The sequence below is a fragment of the Acinetobacter sp. UBA991 genome, from assembly GCF_002292065.1.
GTDB lineage: Bacteria > Pseudomonadota > Gammaproteobacteria > Pseudomonadales > Moraxellaceae > Acinetobacter > Acinetobacter higginsii.
On sequence record NZ_DBBF01000002.1, the window covers coordinates 42,772 to 62,124 of the forward strand.

15 protein-coding genes are annotated in these 19,353 nt (G+C 41.8%); 7 read left to right on the plus strand and 8 right to left on the minus strand.

Features of this window, described 5'->3' with window-relative positions:
* Positions 1-57: 57 nt before the first annotated feature.
* Both B2727_RS00315 and B2727_RS00320 read right to left on the minus strand, forming a co-directional pair.
* Positions 58-1,590 (minus strand): pyridoxal phosphate-dependent decarboxylase family protein, encoded by a 1,533-nt coding sequence (locus tag B2727_RS00315; RefSeq protein ID WP_016162941.1) that lies wholly within the window; start codon positions 1,588-1,590, stop codon positions 58-60.
* Between the two features lie 3 nt (positions 1,591-1,593).
* Positions 1,594-2,964: a diaminobutyrate--2-oxoglutarate transaminase gene (locus B2727_RS00320; RefSeq protein ID WP_004652118.1), complete on the minus strand. Its 1,371-nt coding sequence runs from the start codon at positions 2,962-2,964 to the stop codon at positions 1,594-1,596.
* 464 nt (positions 2,965-3,428) lie between these two features.
* Between B2727_RS00320 and B2727_RS00325 the strand changes: the two genes are divergently transcribed.
* The 3 genes from B2727_RS00325 to B2727_RS00335 all read left to right on the plus strand — a co-directional run bounded on the left by B2727_RS00325 (position 3,429) and on the right by B2727_RS00335 (position 8,947).
* Positions 3,429-4,130, plus strand: coding sequence for an SIMPL domain-containing protein (locus tag B2727_RS00325; RefSeq protein ID WP_033133411.1), 702 nt, complete (start codon positions 3,429-3,431; stop codon positions 4,128-4,130).
* A 186-nt stretch (positions 4,131-4,316) separates the two neighbouring features.
* A complete protein-coding gene (locus B2727_RS00330; protein ID WP_033133410.1) occupies positions 4,317-6,530 on the plus strand; it encodes a TonB-dependent receptor family protein in 2,214 nt (737 codons plus the stop codon).
* A 257-nt stretch (positions 6,531-6,787) separates the two neighbouring features.
* Complete coding sequence (locus B2727_RS00335) at positions 6,788-8,947, plus strand: TonB-dependent receptor family protein (RefSeq protein WP_033133409.1); 2,160 nt, start codon at positions 6,788-6,790, stop codon at positions 8,945-8,947.
* Positions 8,948-8,979: 32 nt separating this feature from the next.
* On the opposite strand, the gene B2727_RS00340 is transcribed toward B2727_RS00335, so the two are convergent.
* Together B2727_RS00340 and B2727_RS00345 are read right to left on the minus strand one after the other, a co-directional pair.
* Positions 8,980-9,441, minus strand: coding sequence for a GFA family protein (locus tag B2727_RS00340; protein WP_033133408.1), 462 nt, complete (start codon positions 9,439-9,441; stop codon positions 8,980-8,982).
* A gap of 26 nt (positions 9,442-9,467) precedes the next feature.
* On the minus strand, positions 9,468-10,100 hold the full coding sequence (locus B2727_RS00345; protein WP_033133407.1) for a TetR/AcrR family transcriptional regulator: 633 nt from the start codon (positions 10,098-10,100) through the stop codon (positions 9,468-9,470).
* Positions 10,101-10,211: 111 nt separating this feature from the next.
* Between B2727_RS00345 and B2727_RS00350 the strand changes: the two genes are divergently transcribed.
* Positions 10,212-10,679, plus strand: a complete 468-nt coding sequence (locus B2727_RS00350; protein ID WP_033133406.1) for a hotdog fold domain-containing protein — start codon at positions 10,212-10,214, stop codon at positions 10,677-10,679.
* 52 nt (positions 10,680-10,731) lie between these two features.
* On the opposite strand, the gene B2727_RS00355 is transcribed toward B2727_RS00350, so the two are convergent.
* Both B2727_RS00355 and B2727_RS00360 read right to left on the minus strand, forming a co-directional pair.
* Positions 10,732-11,826, minus strand: coding sequence for a fatty acid desaturase family protein (locus B2727_RS00355; RefSeq protein WP_004652109.1), 1,095 nt, complete (start codon positions 11,824-11,826; stop codon positions 10,732-10,734).
* 14 nt (positions 11,827-11,840) lie between these two features.
* Positions 11,841-12,908, minus strand: coding sequence for a ferredoxin reductase (locus tag B2727_RS00360; protein ID WP_033133405.1), 1,068 nt, complete (start codon positions 12,906-12,908; stop codon positions 11,841-11,843).
* Positions 12,909-13,048: 140 nt separating this feature from the next.
* Between B2727_RS00360 and fabR the strand changes: the two genes are divergently transcribed.
* The 3 genes from fabR to dps all read left to right on the plus strand — a co-directional run bounded on the left by fabR (position 13,049) and on the right by dps (position 15,559).
* Entirely contained in the window at positions 13,049-13,744 is a 696-nt protein-coding gene (fabR, locus tag B2727_RS00365; protein ID WP_033133404.1) for an HTH-type transcriptional repressor FabR, read from the plus strand.
* Positions 13,745-13,830: 86 nt separating this feature from the next.
* Positions 13,831-14,847, plus strand: coding sequence for an AI-2E family transporter (locus B2727_RS00370; protein WP_004801314.1), 1,017 nt, complete (start codon positions 13,831-13,833; stop codon positions 14,845-14,847).
* A 217-nt stretch (positions 14,848-15,064) separates the two neighbouring features.
* Positions 15,065-15,559 (plus strand): DNA starvation/stationary phase protection protein Dps, encoded by a 495-nt coding sequence (dps, locus tag B2727_RS00375; protein WP_004801316.1) that lies wholly within the window; start codon positions 15,065-15,067, stop codon positions 15,557-15,559.
* A 55-nt stretch (positions 15,560-15,614) separates the two neighbouring features.
* Here dps and rapA read toward each other — a convergent pair whose 3' ends face one another.
* Positions 15,615-18,452 (minus strand): RNA polymerase-associated protein RapA, encoded by a 2,838-nt coding sequence (gene rapA / locus B2727_RS00380; RefSeq protein ID WP_033133403.1) that lies wholly within the window; start codon positions 18,450-18,452, stop codon positions 15,615-15,617.
* Between the two features lie 144 nt (positions 18,453-18,596).
* Complete coding sequence (locus tag B2727_RS00385) at positions 18,597-19,241, minus strand: RluA family pseudouridine synthase (RefSeq protein WP_171248653.1); 645 nt, start codon at positions 19,239-19,241, stop codon at positions 18,597-18,599.
* Positions 19,242-19,353: the final 112 nt, after the last annotated feature.

Below are 19,353 nucleotides of genomic sequence, written 5' to 3' on the forward strand. Positions count from 1 at the left end.
TAAAAAAGAGGTCTATTCAGACCTCTTTTTTATTTTGATGGATGTGCCAGATTGAAATTAATCAATCGCTGGAACATAAGTTCCTGCAGCAATTGCATCTTTAATACGATCAGCTTCTGCCAACACAAGTGCAAGCAAGTTTTGAACGTTTTCAAGCGTTGCAACTGGGCTTAAAGTGGTCATCTTCAATGATTGAACATTACCCACTTTGGTGACACCAATATTCGCTTCACCACGAGCAAACAATTCATCTGCCACGTTTTGGTTTAAGCTATCGATAAATTCAGCAGGATAAGCTTCTGGTACGACACGGAACAGGACTGAAGCGAATTGTGGTTCAACCAACAATTCAAGACCCGCTGTTGCTTTAATATAATCTGCAACTTCACGTGTTAATTTCACACCATGATCAATCATTGAACCATAAAGCTCTTCGCCTAATGCTTCAACCGTCATCCATAATTTCAATGCATCAAAACGACGTGTCGTTTGTAATGATTTAGACACAAGGTTAGGTACACCATGTTCTTCATCATAAGCAGAGTTTAAATATTCTGCCTCATAATGCATAAAGCGATAGTTTGCTTCGTCTTTCAACAAGAAAGCGCCACAGCTAATGCTTTGGAAATAATGTTTATGGAAATCAAGCGTGATTGAGTCTGATAATTCAATTCCATCTAACATTGAACGATGGTCATTTGAAAGAATCAGTGCACCGCCCCAAGCTGCATCAATATGCATCCATGAACCAAATTTCGTGGTAATTTCACGGATTTTCTTGAGTGGATCAATTGCACCAGCATCAGTCGTACCCGCTGTTGCAACAACACAGGCCACGATTTTTCCTTCAGACTGAAGATGCGCCATGGTTTTTTCCAGTGCATCAACATCCATCTGTGCATTTTCATTCACAGGAACAGTGACAACAGACTGGAAGCCCATACCCATCATGGCCATGTTCTTTTGCACAGAGAAATGTGCATTTTCAGAACAGATGACTTTGACGTTTTTCATTGCTTCTGCTGGAATACCATCACGCTGAACCGACCATGGCTTACCATTTTCGTCTTTCCAGTTTTTCGAGATGCACCAGTCACGTGCCAGCAATACACCCATCAAGTTTGACTGTGTACCACCAGACGTGAACACACCAGCTTGACCTGCACCATAGCCCACTTTTTGGCGAAGCCAATCAATGAGTTGAACTTCCATCAAAGAACCCGCTGGGCTTTGATCCCATGAGTCCATCGATTGGTTGGTTGCATTGATCAACACTTCCGCAATCTGGCTCATCACCATGGTTGGGCAGTGTAAGTGTGCAAGTGAATGTGGGTGATGTACTTTTAAGCTTTTGTTGAGGAAAAGCTCAACCATACGTTGTAATGATTGCTGTACACCTAAACCTTGTTTTGAAGGTGCAAAAGAGATTGCTTCACGCAAATCTTTAATGCTACCGCCAGTGTACATTTTATCATTTTGCAACCATGCTGAAACGGCAGTTACCGCCTCGCCCATTGCTGACTGATAGTCAGCAATAGATTGAGCATCATTGCAGAGTAACGCTTTACGATGTTCTGCAAAATCAACCATGAATTAGCCTCGTACTGCTTTTAATGCTTCAGCAACAGCTTTCTTGAAGCGAGCAACCGCCTCTACGCACTCTTCTTGATTGATAATCAACGGGCAAAGTAAACGGATAACAGTACCGTTACGGCCGCCTTTTTCAAGCAATAATTTATTGTTGAAACAAGCAGTCTGAATTGCAGCAGCCAATTGTGCATCAGCAGGTAATGAACCCATATGATCCGCAGGTTTACGCTCGTCAACGATCTCAACACCGATCATCAAACCACGGCCACGTACGTTACCAATACATGGGAATTCTTGAGCAAGTTTCTTGAACTCTGCTTGTAAGAAATCACCACGCTCTTGCGCATTTTGAGCAAGGTTTTGTTCTTTGATCACTTGAAGTGATGCTAAACCTGTACCCATCGCAAGTTGGTTACCACGGAAAGTACCCGTGTGACCCGCAGGCTGCCAAGCATCAAACTTACGTTTAATACCCAATACTGCAAGTGGTAAGCTACCACCTACCGCTTTAGACATCACCACAACATCAGGCTCGATTCCAGCATGTTCAAAGGCAAACATTTTACCTGAACGTGCAAAACCAGCTTGAACTTCGTCCAAGATTAAAACGATGTTGTGCTTTTCAGTCACTTCACGGATTTTTTGCAACCATTTTACTGGCGCAGTAACAACACCACCTTCACCTTGAATCGCTTCAAGGATCACAGCTGCAGGCTTGGTTACACCACTTTCAACATCTTCAATGAAGTTTTCAAAGAAGTAAGTTAAAGCGTCAACACCTGCTTCCCCACCTAAACCAAGTGGGCAACGATATTCATGTGGGTATGGCATAAATTGCACACCTGGCATTAAGCCATTCACCGCATTCTTCGCTGACAGGTTACCTGTCATTGCAAGCGCGCCGTGCGTCATACCATGGTAGCCACCAGAGAAACTAATCACTGTGCTACGACCCGTATAAGTTTTCGCTAATTTAATCGCTGCTTCTGTACCATCTGCACCAGATGGACCACAGAATTGTAGGCAATATTCTTCTTGACCGCCTGGCAAATAAGCCAAAAGCGCTTCAGTAAACGCATCTTTTAAAGGAGTCGTTAAGTCTAAAGTATGCAATGGCAAACCGCTTGCCAATGTGTCTTGAATACTTTGAATCACCGCAGGATGATTATGGCCCAAAGCCAATGTTCCTGCCCCAGCTAAACAATCAAGGTACTCTGTACCTTCAACATCAGTAACCCAACAGCCTTGTGCTTTTGCTATCGCTAACGGTAATTTACGTGGATAACTACGAACATTCGATTCCATCTGACTTTGGCGAGTCAGATAATATTCGTTAGTTGCATTAGCGGCAGGATTTACGGAAGTAACGCTCATATCGAATTACCATCTCTGATATGGGTAAAAGAAATAAGTCTGGTGACTTGCGGTCGTTTGACTCGGTGCTTTTTAGAATCTAGTGCAGACACTTGTTTATATCTTTCAACTAGGAGCGAGATGATACCTAATTTTGAAATAAAATAAACACTTTTTGTGTCTTACATGCATCTAAATTATTGAAAAAATATTTCATTCCAATAACTATGATGGATTATCATCATACTATGTGACAAGCTAAAGAAAGTAAGCTTTTTTTAATCCCGCCTGCGTTTTTAGATAAATGGTCAAATTACTCCACTTAATAAGCTGATTTTAAATATTTTTTGTTTTATTTTCCTGTTGCAAAACACTGCTAATCTCTTACAAAGTCACCACAAAATATGCAGAAGTTCGACATCAGTTCTTTTTAATATCGAACTGGTAAAAATAAATTTTCGATACCAAATTCTAAGGACATTTTTATGCGTACTTTAGCACTTGCTACATTAATGATCGGGGCTGCATTGAGCCCAAGCCTTTTTGCTCACGAGACTGAGAACTTGAACTACAACATTGTGAATATCCAAGCGGATGCATCACGTCAGGTTGCCAATGATGAAATGCGTGCCGTGCTTTATGTCGAGAAAAGCAATAAACAACCTGCAGAACTCTCAAATCAAATCAACCAACTGATGAATCAAGCACAAGCGATTGCGCGTAAATATTCACAGGTCAAAGTCGAAACAGGCGCACAAAGTACCTATCCTGTATATGACAATGACAGCAATAAGTTGAAAGAATGGCGTGCCCGCGCGGAAATCCAACTGGAAAGTAAAGACTTTAAAGCCGCAAGCCAGTTGATCAGCGAATTGCAACAAAGCTTCCAGACCCAATCGATTAACTTTACCGTGTCGGATGAACAGCGTAAAAAAGTTGAAAATGAGCTGATGATTGAAGCATCGAAGAACTTCCAGCAACGTGCGCAAGCCATCATCCAAGCATGGAATAAAGGCCAATACAACCTTGTCAGTTTAAACCTGAATACCAGCAACTACTTTCCGCAACCGATGATGCGCGGTGGCATGGCCAAGTTTGCCATGGCTGAAGCAGCCCCTGCTCAGGATATGGCAGCAGGTGAATCAAAAATTACGGTCAGTGCCAATGGTTCAATCCAATTTAAATAATAAGTCTGACAACAACAAAAGGCCGTGCTTAAGCACGGTTTTTTGTTGTTTGAAATAGCCAAAAGTATCTTGAGCAAAAAAACAATCAACTTAACTCTTCTCATAGTTATAAGTGATAATCGTTCTTATTTCATTCGGTGCAATAACTGATTAATATTCGGGAAATTTACAGCATTTGCCCCTGATATGAAAATTGTATCCTATACAGCAACATCATTGATCAAATTCCAGCCTTCTTCTCTGAGTCTCGCCATTGCTATTTTATTGAGTGGCATATCACATGCTGCTTTTGCCGATGAAGCACAACCCGCTGAAACGCAAACGCTTGCGACGATTTCAATTCAGGCGCAAGGCAATTGGCTGGACGATGCCAATGCTGAAAAAGTACAACAACATGCAGGTGCCCGTAGCATTATCGATCGTAAACGTTTGGATGAAATCGCCACCACTTCAATCCGTGATGCTTTAAAGCAAATTCCCGGCGTACAAGTTCAAGACAGCAACGGTACGGGTGGCAGTGATGTTTCTTTAAATATTGGGGTACGAGGTCTTACCTCACGCTTATCACCACGCTCTACTGTACTTATGGATGGTGTACCGCTCTCATTCGCTCCTTATGGTCAGCCACAATTATCATTAGCGCCTGTATCAATGGGTAATATTGAGTCTGTAGATGCGGTGCGTGGTGCAGGTTCAGTTCGCTTTGGGCCACAAAATGTCGGTGGCATCATCAACTTCGCGACAAGGGCAATCCCCAAAGAATTTTCAGGTTCAGTCGGGTTAACCACAGAATTTGCAACGGGGACAGACCAACTCAAGTACACACCGAATCTGTTTATTGGTGGCACACTTGATAATGGTCTAGGTATGGCTCTACTTTATTCAGGCAGCAAAGGTGATGGTTATCGAGAAGCCAATAATAAAATTGATATCGATGATGTCATGTTAAAAACCGCCTACCAATGGACTGATCAGGATGCGATTGCAGTGAATATGCATCATTATGAAGGTCGAGGCGAAATGCCAGAAGGTTTAACGGCGGCACAATTTGCAGATAATCCTTATCAATCCAATCAAAGCCGCAACTATTTCGCAGGCCGTCGTTCTGATGTTTCTGTGAAATATAGTCATAAAGATGAACTGAATAATTTTGAAGTATTAGGCTATTACGTCGACTCTTTCCGAACCAGTGACTTAGAGTCCATTGCCAATAATGGTACCAGTCGTATTAGTAACTCTCCTCGTGATTATAAATATTTTGGTATAGAACCACGATATTCACGCGCCTATCGTTGGGCGGGTATGGATAATGAAGTGACTGTTGGCTATCGTTATTTACAGGAAGAAAGTTCCGAGTTTTCTGGTCGTACTGCCGCATATAATGCGCTCACAGGAACACCTGGTGAACGCATTGCCAATACAAGCAGTGAGGGCGGCACCAAAGCACATGCAGTTTATATCGACAACCGTTTTGGACTCGCAAATTGGGTGATTACACCTGGGGTTCGTTTTGAATCGATTGATACTCATAACGATTTTACTGCGTATCAAAATGGTGTCGCCACCAATACCGTTTATCCAAAAATCAAATCTGACGAGTTTTTACCAAGCTTATCGGTGCTGTATAAAGCCAATGAGAACTGGAATATTTTTGCCAATGCTGGCGTTTCGTTTGGTCCACAGCAATACAACCAACTCGTAACGACTAAATCTGTCGGCGGAGTCAACACAGCAGCAACGACTCTGGATGGATTACATCCTGAAAAATCTAAAAACTATGAAATCGGAACCAAATATCTAGGCAATGGTCTGAATGCCGAGTTAACCGTCTTTTATTTAGATTTCGACAAAGAATTAATGTTGGAACGTCCAGATACGATTGGAACTGGGATTTGGACAGACTTAGGTGCAACCAGTCATAAAGGCGTTGAAACAGGAATCAGCTATGATTTCGGTCAACTGGCTGATGCGCTAGAAGGTCTCAAAGTTTACGGGAATTACACCTTTACCAAAGCAACATCTGAAGCAGGTAAGTTTGAAGGCAAAGACCTCCCCTTTTACTCACGTCATGTAGGTAATCTAGGTCTGGCTTATCATGTAGATCAATGGTCTGTGAATGCGGACATGTTTGCGCAGTCCAAACAACATGCACCAGGTTCTGGGGATGTTTATCAGACTGAAGAAACAGCAGATGGCCGCACGGGTGACATTCCTGGATATTCAACCTTCGCTGTACGCACCGCCTATGACTTTAGCAATCAGCTCAAGGGCTTAAAGATCGCTGGTGGCGTAAAGAACGTGTTTGATAAGCAATACTATACCCGCTCTTCTGACTCCACAGGCGGTAAATATGTGGGCCAACCACGAACCTTTTTCTTGCAAACATCATATGATTTTTAAATATAAAACGCCGAACCTTTAAGTTCGGCGTTTTATCTCTTTCACAACAAATATCGCCGATAAGCCACAATCTAAATGAAATCAAAACCTCGATTCTGTGTACCCTGCAACATTTCACCTCTTAACAAAAAAAATTATATATATTATGTGAAACTTTAATTAGTTTAGCTAAACAATAACTACAAATGAGAATTATAATCAATTAGAATAACAGCGCAAAATAACTCCTCTACCTCATTTCGTTCGGCAATCCACTTATGACATGCTCGATTTCTGCTCCTCTTGATTTCTCCAAATTTAAGCCCTCTGCCCTAAGCTGTGCCATCACAGCACTGATCAGCTGTGTTGCGACGACAACATTTGCAGATGATAGCCAAAGCAATACCACTCAAACGTTGACAACCATTTCCATCCAAGCTGAAGGCAACTGGTTAGAGCAAGCCAATGCCAAAAAAGTGCTCAACCACCCCGGTGCTCGTACCGTGGTCAATCAACAAAGCTTAGAAGCTCGAGGTATTACCTCAGTCAAAGAAGCACTACGTACTGTTCCCGGTGTTCAAGTCTCTGAAAACTCAGGCACCTCTGGCAGCGATGCCTCTTTAAGTATTGGTGTTCGAGGCCTGACCTCAAGATTTTCACCCCGTTCGCAACTGATGATCGATGGTGTCCCTTTAGCCGTAGCGCCCTATGGACAGCCTCAGCTTTCATTGGCCCCAACCACCTTGGGCAATATGGAATCGATTGATGTGGTTCGTGGTGCTGGCTCTGTCCGCTTTGGGCCACAAAACGTCGGTGGGATTATCAATTTTAATACGCGCAGCATTCCCGAAAATTTTGCAGCCAGTGTCGGCATGACCACGGAAGTGGCTGAAAATGGCAATTTAAAAGTCAATCCAAACCTGTTTGTGGGGACCACTTTAGACAATGGCCTCGGTCTGGCTTTGCTCTATTCAGGCGTGAATGGTGATGGTTATCGTGATCAAAATGATTATGCCAATATCAATGATCTACGTTTAAAAGCCCGCTATGCCTTAGATGATTATTCAAGCATTGAAGCGAATCTGCATCGTTATGAAGCCAAGGTGGATATGCCTGGCGGTTTAACCCCTGCACAGTATGCACAAAACCCATATCAGTCTTTACGCAACCACGACTATATGGAAGGCAACCGTAATGATATCTCGCTCAAATATAATTATAAAAAAGACAACAATGCCTTTGAGGTGCTCGCTTACCACCTCGATAGTTATCGTGATGCAGGTGTAGAGCGCAGCGGTTCCAGTCTTTATCAGATTGCCCCACGTGATTATAAAGTAACTGCCATTGAACCACGTTATTCACATGCGTTTCAGTTCGGCGATACGCTGAATGAAGTGTCTGTCGGTTATCGTTATTTAAAGGAAACGAGCAGTGAATCCGTTGATCGCGCCAATTATAACCGTGACACAGGCCCAAGTGATTTTTATGGCTGGACCAAAGCGGATGGCGACACTGAAGCACATGCCGTCTATGTCGATAACCGTACCGATTTAGGCGCATGGTCCTTCACACCAGGGATTCGTTTCGAGCGAATTAAAACCAATGAAAATATGTATAAGTTAAACCGTGATTATTCAGTTCTGAATGGCGTGAATGCTAGCAAATCCTATGACGCTGTACTGCCAAGCTTTGCGGTGATGTACAAAGCCAATGATCAATGGAATATTTTTGCCAACTACGGTAAATCATTTGCTCCACTGCAATATAGTCAAATGGCCAATACCAATGCCAGAGGTGCTTATTTGACTATGGACGGTTTAAATCCTGAAAAAGCAGATAATTATGAAATCGGCACACATTATCTGGACGATTATTTATCGCTTGAATTTACCCTGTTCTATATTGATTTCGCCGATCAGCTCAAGCGTGATGATGCCACACAAACCTATTCAAATCTGGGGGCGACCAAGCATAAAGGTGCTGAACTCGGCTTTAAATATAATCTAGGTGCAATCAATGATGACCTAGCCAATGTCTCGATGTATGCCAATACCACCTATACCAAAGCAACCGCATCGGCAGGCCAAGACTCAGGCAATGAACTGGATTTCTATTCAAACTGGGTTGGCAATGCGGGTGTGGACTACAAACGTGATCAATGGACCTTCAACACCAATCTCTATGCACAGTCGCGTCAAACTGCCTCTGGAAATAACAATGATGGTACGGGTCGTTATGGCAATATTCCGGGTTACGGTATTGTTGGTGTTCGCGCCGCTTATGACTTTTCCGATACCTCCCTGTCAGGCTTAAAAGTTGGCTTAGGTGTGAAAAACCTATTCAATCATGACTATTACACTCGTTCCGCAGATCAGGTGGGTGGCATCTACGCAGGCCCTTCTCGGACCTACTATTTACAGACCTCGTTTGATTTCTAACACTCTAAAGCCGAATGTTCGTATTCGGCTTTTTATTGATTGATTTCAAAATAATGTGTCAACTCAATGCTATTAGGTAACTCATCAAATTCACTAAGTTTTTGATGAGTTTCGGCCCAACTCACTTTAGAGTTCACACAAAAATTTAGCTCGAGCTCTGGACTAAAATCCTCCTGAATCAATCCTAAAGGAATCCACATCACCTTTGGATTGATACCTAAAGCATTCGGTACAGGTGAACCACATTGTTTACAGAAGCTACTATTAAAGCCTGTATTTTTAATATAAGTTTGAATCAACGACTCGCCTTGCTGCCACTGAAATGATTCTGTCCGCACAAAAGTTGAAGCATTCGAAGCAGCCCCACTCTGCTTACGACATAGGCTGCAATAGCAACGATACATCATTTTAATTTTTTTCAGATTTAGCTGAAAAACCACTGCTCCGCATAAACACACCCCTGTATATTTTTGATTCTCACTGCTAGGTTTCATCGATTGTTATCCTGATCGTTTTCGCGTTATGGATGTTTGCTTAAATGTTGTAATGAATCCCAAGCGGCTTGTGCCAAAGTTTCTCGATATGCTCTGGGATTGGTCACTACTTTTTCAGACAACCAAGCGCGACAATAGCTTTCTGTTGCACCAATGACCAAAGACATCATTAACTCTGCTGGCACTGATTTTAATAAACTGGCATCTGCATAATTGGAAATATAACCAACTATTTTTTGATTCCTGAGTTTATTTTTATCATTTAATTGTTGTTCATACTCACCCTGCCGCACACTAAAATGGGCAAGTAATAGAAACTGTGCAAACTTAGGCTGATCAGAAACCCAATCCGTATAGCTATAGATCAACGCATAGAGCAGTTCTTTAAGCGATTTTGCTTGTTGTAAATATTGATCTCGTAGTCGAGCCTGATCATCTAAAGCAGCAAACACCAATGCTGCAACGACGCCATCTTTATTCTTAAAATGATGATAAATCGCCCCCACACTACTGTCAGATTTTCCCCGAATCATTTCAATACTGGTGGTTTCCAAACCGTATTCAATAAAGCATGACAAAGCATCCAGCAAAATTTGTCTTTTTAATAATGACCTACGTTGTGGATATAAACGTTCTAATAATTGTTGGGCTGCTTGCATAGTTTAATCAAATTCACCAATCGTCGGAACTATTGTGTATGACTTGACCACAACTTGTAAACAGAATTATATTCTGTAAAAGAATTTAATTCTGTTATAGGAAGTTTAGTCATGGCCTCAACTCTAGATCTATGGAACAAAGTATCTGTCTTGCCTGCTGGGAAATGGACATTTACCCGTATGCTCTGCTTAAAGGCACCTTATTTCAGTAGTATTTCTCCCTTATTTGAGGAGCTAAAACCCAATTCCTGCAAAATCAGCATTAAGAAAAAACGCACTGTACTCAATCATATTGGTACGGTGCATGCGATCGCGATGTGTAATATGGCAGAACTTGCTGGCGGTACCATGACCGAGGTCACGGTTCCTTCAAGCCATCGCTGGATCCCGAAAGGTATGACGGTTGAATATTTGAAGAAGGCTGAAACTGATCTGATTGCGATTGCTACGCCTGCTGAGCCTCACTATGATTGGGAAAAAGCTGGCGAATACTTAGTCAATGTTGATGTACTTGATCAGCACAATGAAAAAGTTTTCCATGCCACCATCACCATGTGGATTTCCAAAAAGAAGAAATAAAATAAAAAAGCCCTGAAGCATATGCATTCAGGGCTTTTTTAGGCGTTATCGCTTACTTTTTAAAAGGCAGTGCATATTTAAAAATACGTCCTACCACTTCACCAAACTGCTTTACAAAGCTGGCATTGTTATAATGCAGGCCATATTTCTCACACACCGCCTGTACTTTCGGTGCAACTTGACGATAGCGACGTGCAGGAATATCAGGGAATAAATGATGCTCAATTTGATGACTCAAATGTCCCGTTAAGATATGGAAGGCTTCTGAACCAGTCAGATTGGATGAACCACGGATCTGACGCATATACCAATGGCCACGGCTTTCATCTTGCAATACGGCTTTCGGGAAAACTTCAACATCTTTGGTAAAGTGACCACAGAAAATAATGCTGAATGTCCAGACATTGCGAATCCCATTCGCCACCAAGTTACCAGTAAATACCGGAATCGCTGCAGGACCTGCAATCAATGGAAAGAACACATAGTCCTTAAACATTTGCTTGAGGATTTTCTTTTGCGCAGGCTGCCATTCGCGTTTGAATTGTGCCATGGTTTTACGCTTATACAGCACCTTACCCAATTCAAGATTTTGAACTGCGACCCCCCATTGGAACAACAAGCTAAATGGCACAATATAGATCGGCTGAATTAAAGTGAACTTCGACCAGCGCTGTTCAGGGAACAATCGGAATACGCCATAACCGACATCATCATCCATGCCTTTTACATTGGTATAGGTATGATGCTTATAGTTATGGGTTTGACGCCAGTTATCTGATGTTCCCACCGTATCCCATTCATAGGTTTGACCATTAAACTTCGGATCATTCATCCAGTCATACTGACCATGCATGACATTATGGCCCAACTCCATATTTTCCATGATTTTGGCGAAACCGAGTAAGCCTGTACCAAGTAACCAAGCTGGCGGGAACCAACCAAGAAATAAACAAGCACGTCCAGCCAAACTGCTATAACGAATGGTGGAATAGACACGGCGGATATATTTGGCATCTTTCTCGCCTAAATCATCTAACACGTCTTGTTTGATTTGATCGAGTTCACGAGCAAAAGCATCTAATTCTGCAGCAGTTAAATCACGATTTTTGGGATTTTTAAAAAATTCCATCTTAACAGGCATGTTCATAATCAATTACTCTCTTATAGATCAATCACAAGATCAGACTGGGCTGAATTGACACAAATTTTTAATAGCTGTGTTGGTTCATTATTGGCAGCACCATTCAATAAGTTTTTGGTTGCGCCTTGTGCTTTATTACACGCACATTTATTACAAATCCCCATACGACAACCATGATTTGGCTTGATGCCTTGATGTTCTAAGCTAGACAGAATCGATTGGCCTTTAGGAATGGCGATGGTCTTATTGGATTGCGTCAACGTGACATTCACAAAGCCCGTGTCCGTCGCATCCACATCAAATTGACTCAAGCTAAAAGCTTCTGTTTGTAAGGTTGCAGCGTCTTGGAACAAACGTTCTGCTGTTGCCGCAAAACCCGATGGTCCACAGGCATAGACTGTGGTTTCAGCTAAATCACGAATTTGATCAACATGGCTTTGATTTAAACGTTGATCTTGTTCTTGGGTATAAAAAATTTGGGCACTAAAATTTGGAAAATTTTCAGATACTTCTTTCAGATATTCTACATAAGCAGCATCAGTATGGGTTTTAACCCAATACATCAATTTGACAGAGGTTGTATTCAATTGTTTAGACTGACATAAGCCTTCAATCAAACTCAACATCGGGGTGATACCACTCCCCGCTGCCAACAATACTAAATGTGGTGTTGCAACTGTTTGTTGCATCTCACCATAAGGCTGTCCTAAACGTAAGATATCCCCGGTTTGGCTACCCTCAACCAACCAAGAACTGACTAGACCTTGATCCACTTTTTTTACGGTTAAACAGAGATGATCGGCATCCACCTGCATCAAGCTATAGGTACGCTCGTAGTGGCGACCTGCGATATCAACTGTTACAGGATGATGCTGCCCAGCAACACCACGAGCAACATGTCGGTTGCATTGCAGAATAAGACTGACGGTGTCTTTTGCCACGATTTGTTTTTTTACGATTTTGGCAAGAGACTGATTAATCGACCACAATGGATTGATTTTCTGTAACCAAAAATTGGCGTCATGGCTGTTCATCACACTGTGAGCCAACGAATTAAATAGAGAGTTTCTCTTTTCAATTGCTTGCATGAGCAGGTTTACTCTGGTTGTTTGCTAATTATTATACATATGTATATATATTTGTATATACACTCGTATAAGAATTTACATTTCACAAGTCCACTGACAATCGCTATAATCCCGAGTAGCTTACTTATATATTGAAAACAATGGTTCATTCTTCTTTTTTACCGCTCGGTCATGACAACTTAAACGAACAAGATGTCATTCCTATGAAATCTCCTGTGCGCTCAGTAGGTAGAAAAGCAACCATTACCAAAGAAGAGTTGTTTCAAGCCACGCTCAACTTGATTGGCCCGCAAAAAAGTATCGCCTCGCTCAGCTTACGTGAAATTGCACGCGAAGCAGGTATTGCACCAAATAGTTTCTATCGTCATTTCAAAGATATTGATGAACTGGCAATTGCCTTGATTGATCAATCGGGTTTGGTACTGCGCCGTATTATTCGTGAAGCACGTTTACAGGCTTCAAAGCAGCAAAGCATTATCCGCAGTTCGGTTGAAGTGTTTATTCAACAATTGAATACCGATGAAGGCAACCTGAGTTTGTTATTACGTGAAGGTTATACCGGCTCGACCTCATATAAGGCCGCAGTTGACCGTCAACTGAACTTCTTTCAGCAAGAGCTTCAAGAAGACCTGATTCGTTTAGAGCGCTTAAATAACAGTAAGCTATGTCATGCTGATCTTGCAGCCAAAGCCATCACGCAATTGGTGTTCAATATGGGCGCAAAAGTGCTGGATTTGCCTGCGGAACAACGTACTGAAGTGGCAGAACAAACCATGGTCATGATTCGTATGATTTTAGAAGGTGCGCGCCATATCAATGAAATGGAAATTGATTAATTATTCGCAGCGCAATAGGATAGATGTCATCAAAATCATATGTTTGTTCTTTAACATAACAACAACTTAAACTAGGCATCTAGATCATGAATCTACTCAGTGACCGTCAAAGTATCATCGCCAGCTTTATCCTGATGGCTTTGTTTTTAATGATGGTCATTCCCCTGCATTTACTTCCGAGTTTTTTTGCAGGTTTTCTGGTCTTTGAAATTATTAACAGTTTAAGTTCGATTGTTGAAAAACATATTGATGGTCAACGTGCACGTATTTTTATCAGTATTATTCTCGGTATTTTAACCACGTTCCTGATTGGTTTTTTTATTACCAGTCTGATTAGCTTTGTGATCTATGATTTAAAAGGGACTGGACTAAACTCCTTTAACTTTAAGATCGATCAAACGCTAATTAAATTCCAAGCGGAAATGAGTCATTACCTGCCGGGTTATTTGCCGCATAGCGTGGCAGATATCAAAAACCAGATTCTGTCTTTTATCAAAAATAATATTTCAATCGTCAAAAATACGGGAACTGATATTCTGCATAATCTAGCGACAATGGTGATTGGTCTGATTGTCGGGATTTTGGTGTCGATCCAGAATTTTAAACAGCATGCACCACAACCTGCGTTTAAAGCGGCTGTGCTGCATCGTATTCAAAAGCTTTCCGTTTCGTTTAAAAATGTGGTCTTTGCGCAAGTGAAAATTTCGCTGATCAATACCGCATTATTTATGATCTTTGTCTTTATCGTTCTGCCGATCTTTAATATCCATTTACCTTTTGCCAAGACCCTGACCATTCTGACCTTTATTTTTGGTCTACTGCCGATTATTGGTAATCTGATTTCAAATACCTTGATCATTATGGCGGGCTTGACCATATCCTTGTCTGTGGCGGCAATCGCATTGGCCTATCTCGTGATCATTCATAAGCTGGAATACTTCGTCAATGCTAAAATCATTGGCACCAAAATCAATGCCAGTGCATGGGAGGTATTATTGGCGATGCTCATTTTCGAGTCGATTTTTGGACTCAGCGGTCTGATTGTTGCGCCTATTTTCTATGCCTATATCAAACTGGAATGTAAAGATGCAGGGCTGATTTAAGCTATTTTTTAACAATTCGAAAAGAAGTCTAACAGATGGAAGCATCATTCCATCTGAATCAAAACCAATAAAATCAAAAACAAAATTGATGATAAGCAAACTTACAAAAGCCTAGAAAACAAAAACACTCAAGCCCCAATTCAAGCGATAAGCTAGCCAAGAAATGAATGGTTTTTATTCACGATGTTTCATCACATTATAATTGAATGAGGTAACTATGAATTCTTCAACAGCGAAAGCTTTAAAAGTATATACACGTAATAATTTAGATGACTCAATTAAAGAGTCCACGGTAAAAATCTTAAATCAAATCCTTGCCAACCTGATTGATCTGTCCTTATTAACCAAGCAGGCGCACTGGAACATGCGGGGTAGCAACTTTATTGCAGTGCATGAAATGTTAGATACCTTCCGCACTTCATTGATCACCCATTTGGACAATGTCGCAGAGCGTGCGGTACAGATCGGTGGAACCGCATTAGGAACAACGCAGACCGTTGCAGAAACATCACACCTCAAGCCATATCCTGTGGCGATTCACGCGGTACAAGACCACTTAAAAGAACTGGCAGATCGTTATGGTGTGGTTGCCAACCATTTGCGCGATACCATTGATGAAATTCAAGATCCGATTTCCGAAGATATTATCCATGCTGCACTCGAAGATCTGGATCAATATTTATGGTTCTTGGAAGCCAATATTGATCACTAAATCAATAGATAAAAAAAGAGGACCTTAATCGTCCTCTTTTTTATTGCTGTTGCAATTAAGGCTTAACCACAACCAAAACTTGAATTGCTTCTGGTGTCACAGACAGACCATCCAACAGACCTAGGCCTTCTTTTTGGAACTTCTGTAAACGCTCAATCTCATCTTCACGAATACTTGGATTAAATTGCTTGAGATAGCTTAAACGGTCAATTTCATATTGCCATTTGCCACTGTAATGCTCTTTAGCTTGCTGCATTAATTCAGGCAATGATCCCTTGGCAATCTCTAAAGCTTGCGCATAACGTGACTCAATCACTTCACGGCGTGCTTTCACCACTTGACGACAGCTATTGCCATCTAGGTGATGCAGATATGGACGTAAAATGCTTGGGTCAATCTTGGCAGACAAGTCCTGACCATTTTCACTGAGTAATACGCGAATCAATTGTTTCGGCAAACTTGATGGCAAGTTCAATGCTTTCGGCGCAACCACATCAACCTTAAACCACACTTCCAACAAGACTGAACCTTGTTTCAAGGCATTCGACTTCAATAAGGCAACATTGGTACTACCAAATGATTGTGTGCGGATCATTTCCATCACACTTTCAATAAACGGATGTTCCAAAGTCAAATATTGTGCATCTTCACGGATTTGTGCCTGATCACGATAGAAGGTCGCAGTCATGCCTTCTTCATCCAAGGTAATTCCTTGCACTTGCATTTGATCAGTCGGCTTAATGATCACGGTACCGTTGCTTTGCTCATCAAAATCGATATTGGTGGATGACATGAAACGCTTCACGAACATTGGCAAAGTGGTGTTGTCATCATAATCTTCAAGCGCTTGTACAATGCCTTGTGCAACCACTGGACGGCAAGAGTTGTACTCGAGCAAACGGTCACGACCCGCTTGTAGTTCAGCTTCCAAGGCTTGACGCTGTACATTCACTTCTTCAAGTAAATCTTCAAACGTCTGACCTTGATCGGCCAACAAACAATCTTTCAATTCAACAATAAAATTTTCTTGTAGCGTTTGTGCGGTTGGAGAAATACTGCTGAAAATATTGAGCGCTTCGTTATACCAACGGAACATACGTTCTTGTGCTGTACCCATCAGATACGGCACATGAATTTGAATACGATTTTCCTGACCAATACGGTCCAAACGACCAATACGTTGTTCCAATACATCAGGGTTTGCAGGCAGATCAAATAAAATCAAATCACTGGCAAACTGGAAGTTACGCCCTTCTGAACCGATTTCCGAACACAATAAGATTTGAGCGCCATAACTGTCTTCTGCAAAATATGCCGCAGCTTGGTCACGCTCTAATAGACTCATGCCCTCATGGAACATAGCGGTACGAATACCCGCATGTAAACGTAGGACGTTTTCCAATGCTTCTACCACTGGCCCACTACGTGCAATCAACAACACTTTTTTGTGTTTTAATTCTTTACGCAGCACTTCCATCAACCAAGGCACACGCGGATCATTTTCCATCCATGCGCCATCCAATTGACCTTCTTCTGGCCACATTTGCTCACGCATTTTGCCATCAAATGACCAGTCTTCTGGTGCTGGTAAAGGTGCTGGCTGGCAATCACGACCTGGGAAGCCTTGAATCGCTTCACGGGTGTTACGGAACAGGATACGACCTGTGCCGTGACGGTCTAATAATTCATGAATCGCACGCATACGCTGTTCAGGTTGATCATCAATACGATGACCCAATAAACCGTCCAGTGCAGCAAGATGCTCTTCTGTTAATGCTTGATCTGACATCAACACTTCTGCAATTTTTGCAGTATGTTGATATTGCTCTTCTTCATCAAGGAAACGATCCAAGCTGCTGAAACGTTGCGGATCGAGTAAACGAAGACGGGCAAAATGGCTTTCAACGCCTAATTGCTCAGGTGTTGCGGTGAGCAGTAACACACCTGCTGTTTGTTCAGCCAATTCTTCGACCAGATCATAACGATCATTACCGCCTTCTTCTTCACTCCACATCAAATGATGGGCTTCATCGACCACCAATAGATCAAAACCAGCTTCCATGGCCTGCTCACGCAAGTCATCGTGGTCAACCATCAGGTCGACGCTGGCAATAATGCATTGCTCAGTCAGGAATGGATTCAGGTCAGGATCATGTTCTTTGATCGAAGCAGTACGGGTTAAATCGAACAGTGAAAATTGTAGATTGAAACGGCGGCGCATTTCAATCATCCACTGATATTGCAATGAATCAGGGACTAAAATCAGAATGCGTTCTGAACGGCCTGTTTTCAGTTGTTGGTGAATGATCAAACCTGCTTCAATGGTTTTACCCAAGCCAACTTCATCGGCCAATAAAACACGCGGAGCAAAACGTTTACCGACTTCATGTGCAATATAGAGCTGGTGTGGAATCAAGCCTACACGTGCACCAAGAAAACCACGTAAAGGGCTGGTGTGCATTTGTGCCTGCAACAGCATCGCTTCAATGCGGAGGTCATACCATTCTTTATAATCAACTTGGCTGGCTAGCAGACGTTCTAATGGTTTTGACAGCTGGATTTGCGCACCGATACGGGTTTCATTCAGTGACTTACGTTCTTGTTCGCCATTTTCAAGGCTACGAACCACATCATAACGCAGTACGCCATGACGATCTTCAATCGACTCAACAGTCCACTTGATGCCTTCTTGGTCTTGTACTTCATCATTAACATTAAAGATGATGCGAGATAAAGGCGCATTGTTACGTGCATAGACACGAGTTTCATCACTTTTAGGGAATAAAATGCTGATAGAACGTTCATCTACATCAATAAGAACCCCTAAACCGAGTTCAGTTTCAGTATCTGATAACCAACGTTGACCAATAGCAAACTGCTGCAATTTTTCCACCTTTATCTCAAGTTAGCCTACATATTTTATGCCTTGACCCAAATAAAAGTTAAGGCATTTTATGTAGTTTTCAACGATGTATTTTGACACAAAGCGCAATCAAATAGCGTGCATCACATCGTGTTTCATAAAAAAGTTTTTAGACTAAAACGGTACTGCACAATCAAAGCTGAGTTGTGCACCTGTTTTAGGATGCGCAAAGCTCAATTGCGTTGCATGTAAACACAAACGCGGATAAAGCTGTTGCTGTTCTGGCGTGGCATATAAGGTATCGCCTAGAATCGGATGACCTAAATATTGCATATGCACACGAAGCTGATGTGAACGCCCTGTAATCGGAATGAGTTTAACTCGAGTTACAGCTTGTCCTTGAATTTCTAGATGTTCGATCGCTTGCCATTCGGTTAATGCCGGCTTGTGATAGGAAGCATCCACAATATGCAATGGAGGACGGCTTGGATCATAAATCACAGGAATATCGACTGTGCCCTGACCCTGTAAATGTCCAGCTACCAAAGCTTGATAAATTTTTGAGGTTTGACGATCTTGAAATTGGCGTGAAATATTGCTTTGCCCAAATTTGGATAAACCAAACACCAAGATACCAGAAGTATCGCGATCTAAACGATGAATCAGTAAAGTTTTTGGTTCTAATTCTAATAAACGATTGATTAAACAATCTTGTAAATCAGGTGTTTTCCCCGGCACAGTAAGTAAGCCTGCAGGTTTATGGATGACCATAAAATCTTCATCACGATGAATCAAATATTCACTTAGAAAATCATTCAAGGTAACCTTCCAACGACTGGATGAAAACAAGCGGGCAATCATAAAAAGCTTGGCGCTGAATTACAATGCATGACACGTATTTTTACTGATTTTTTTCGTGTTTCTCTCGATA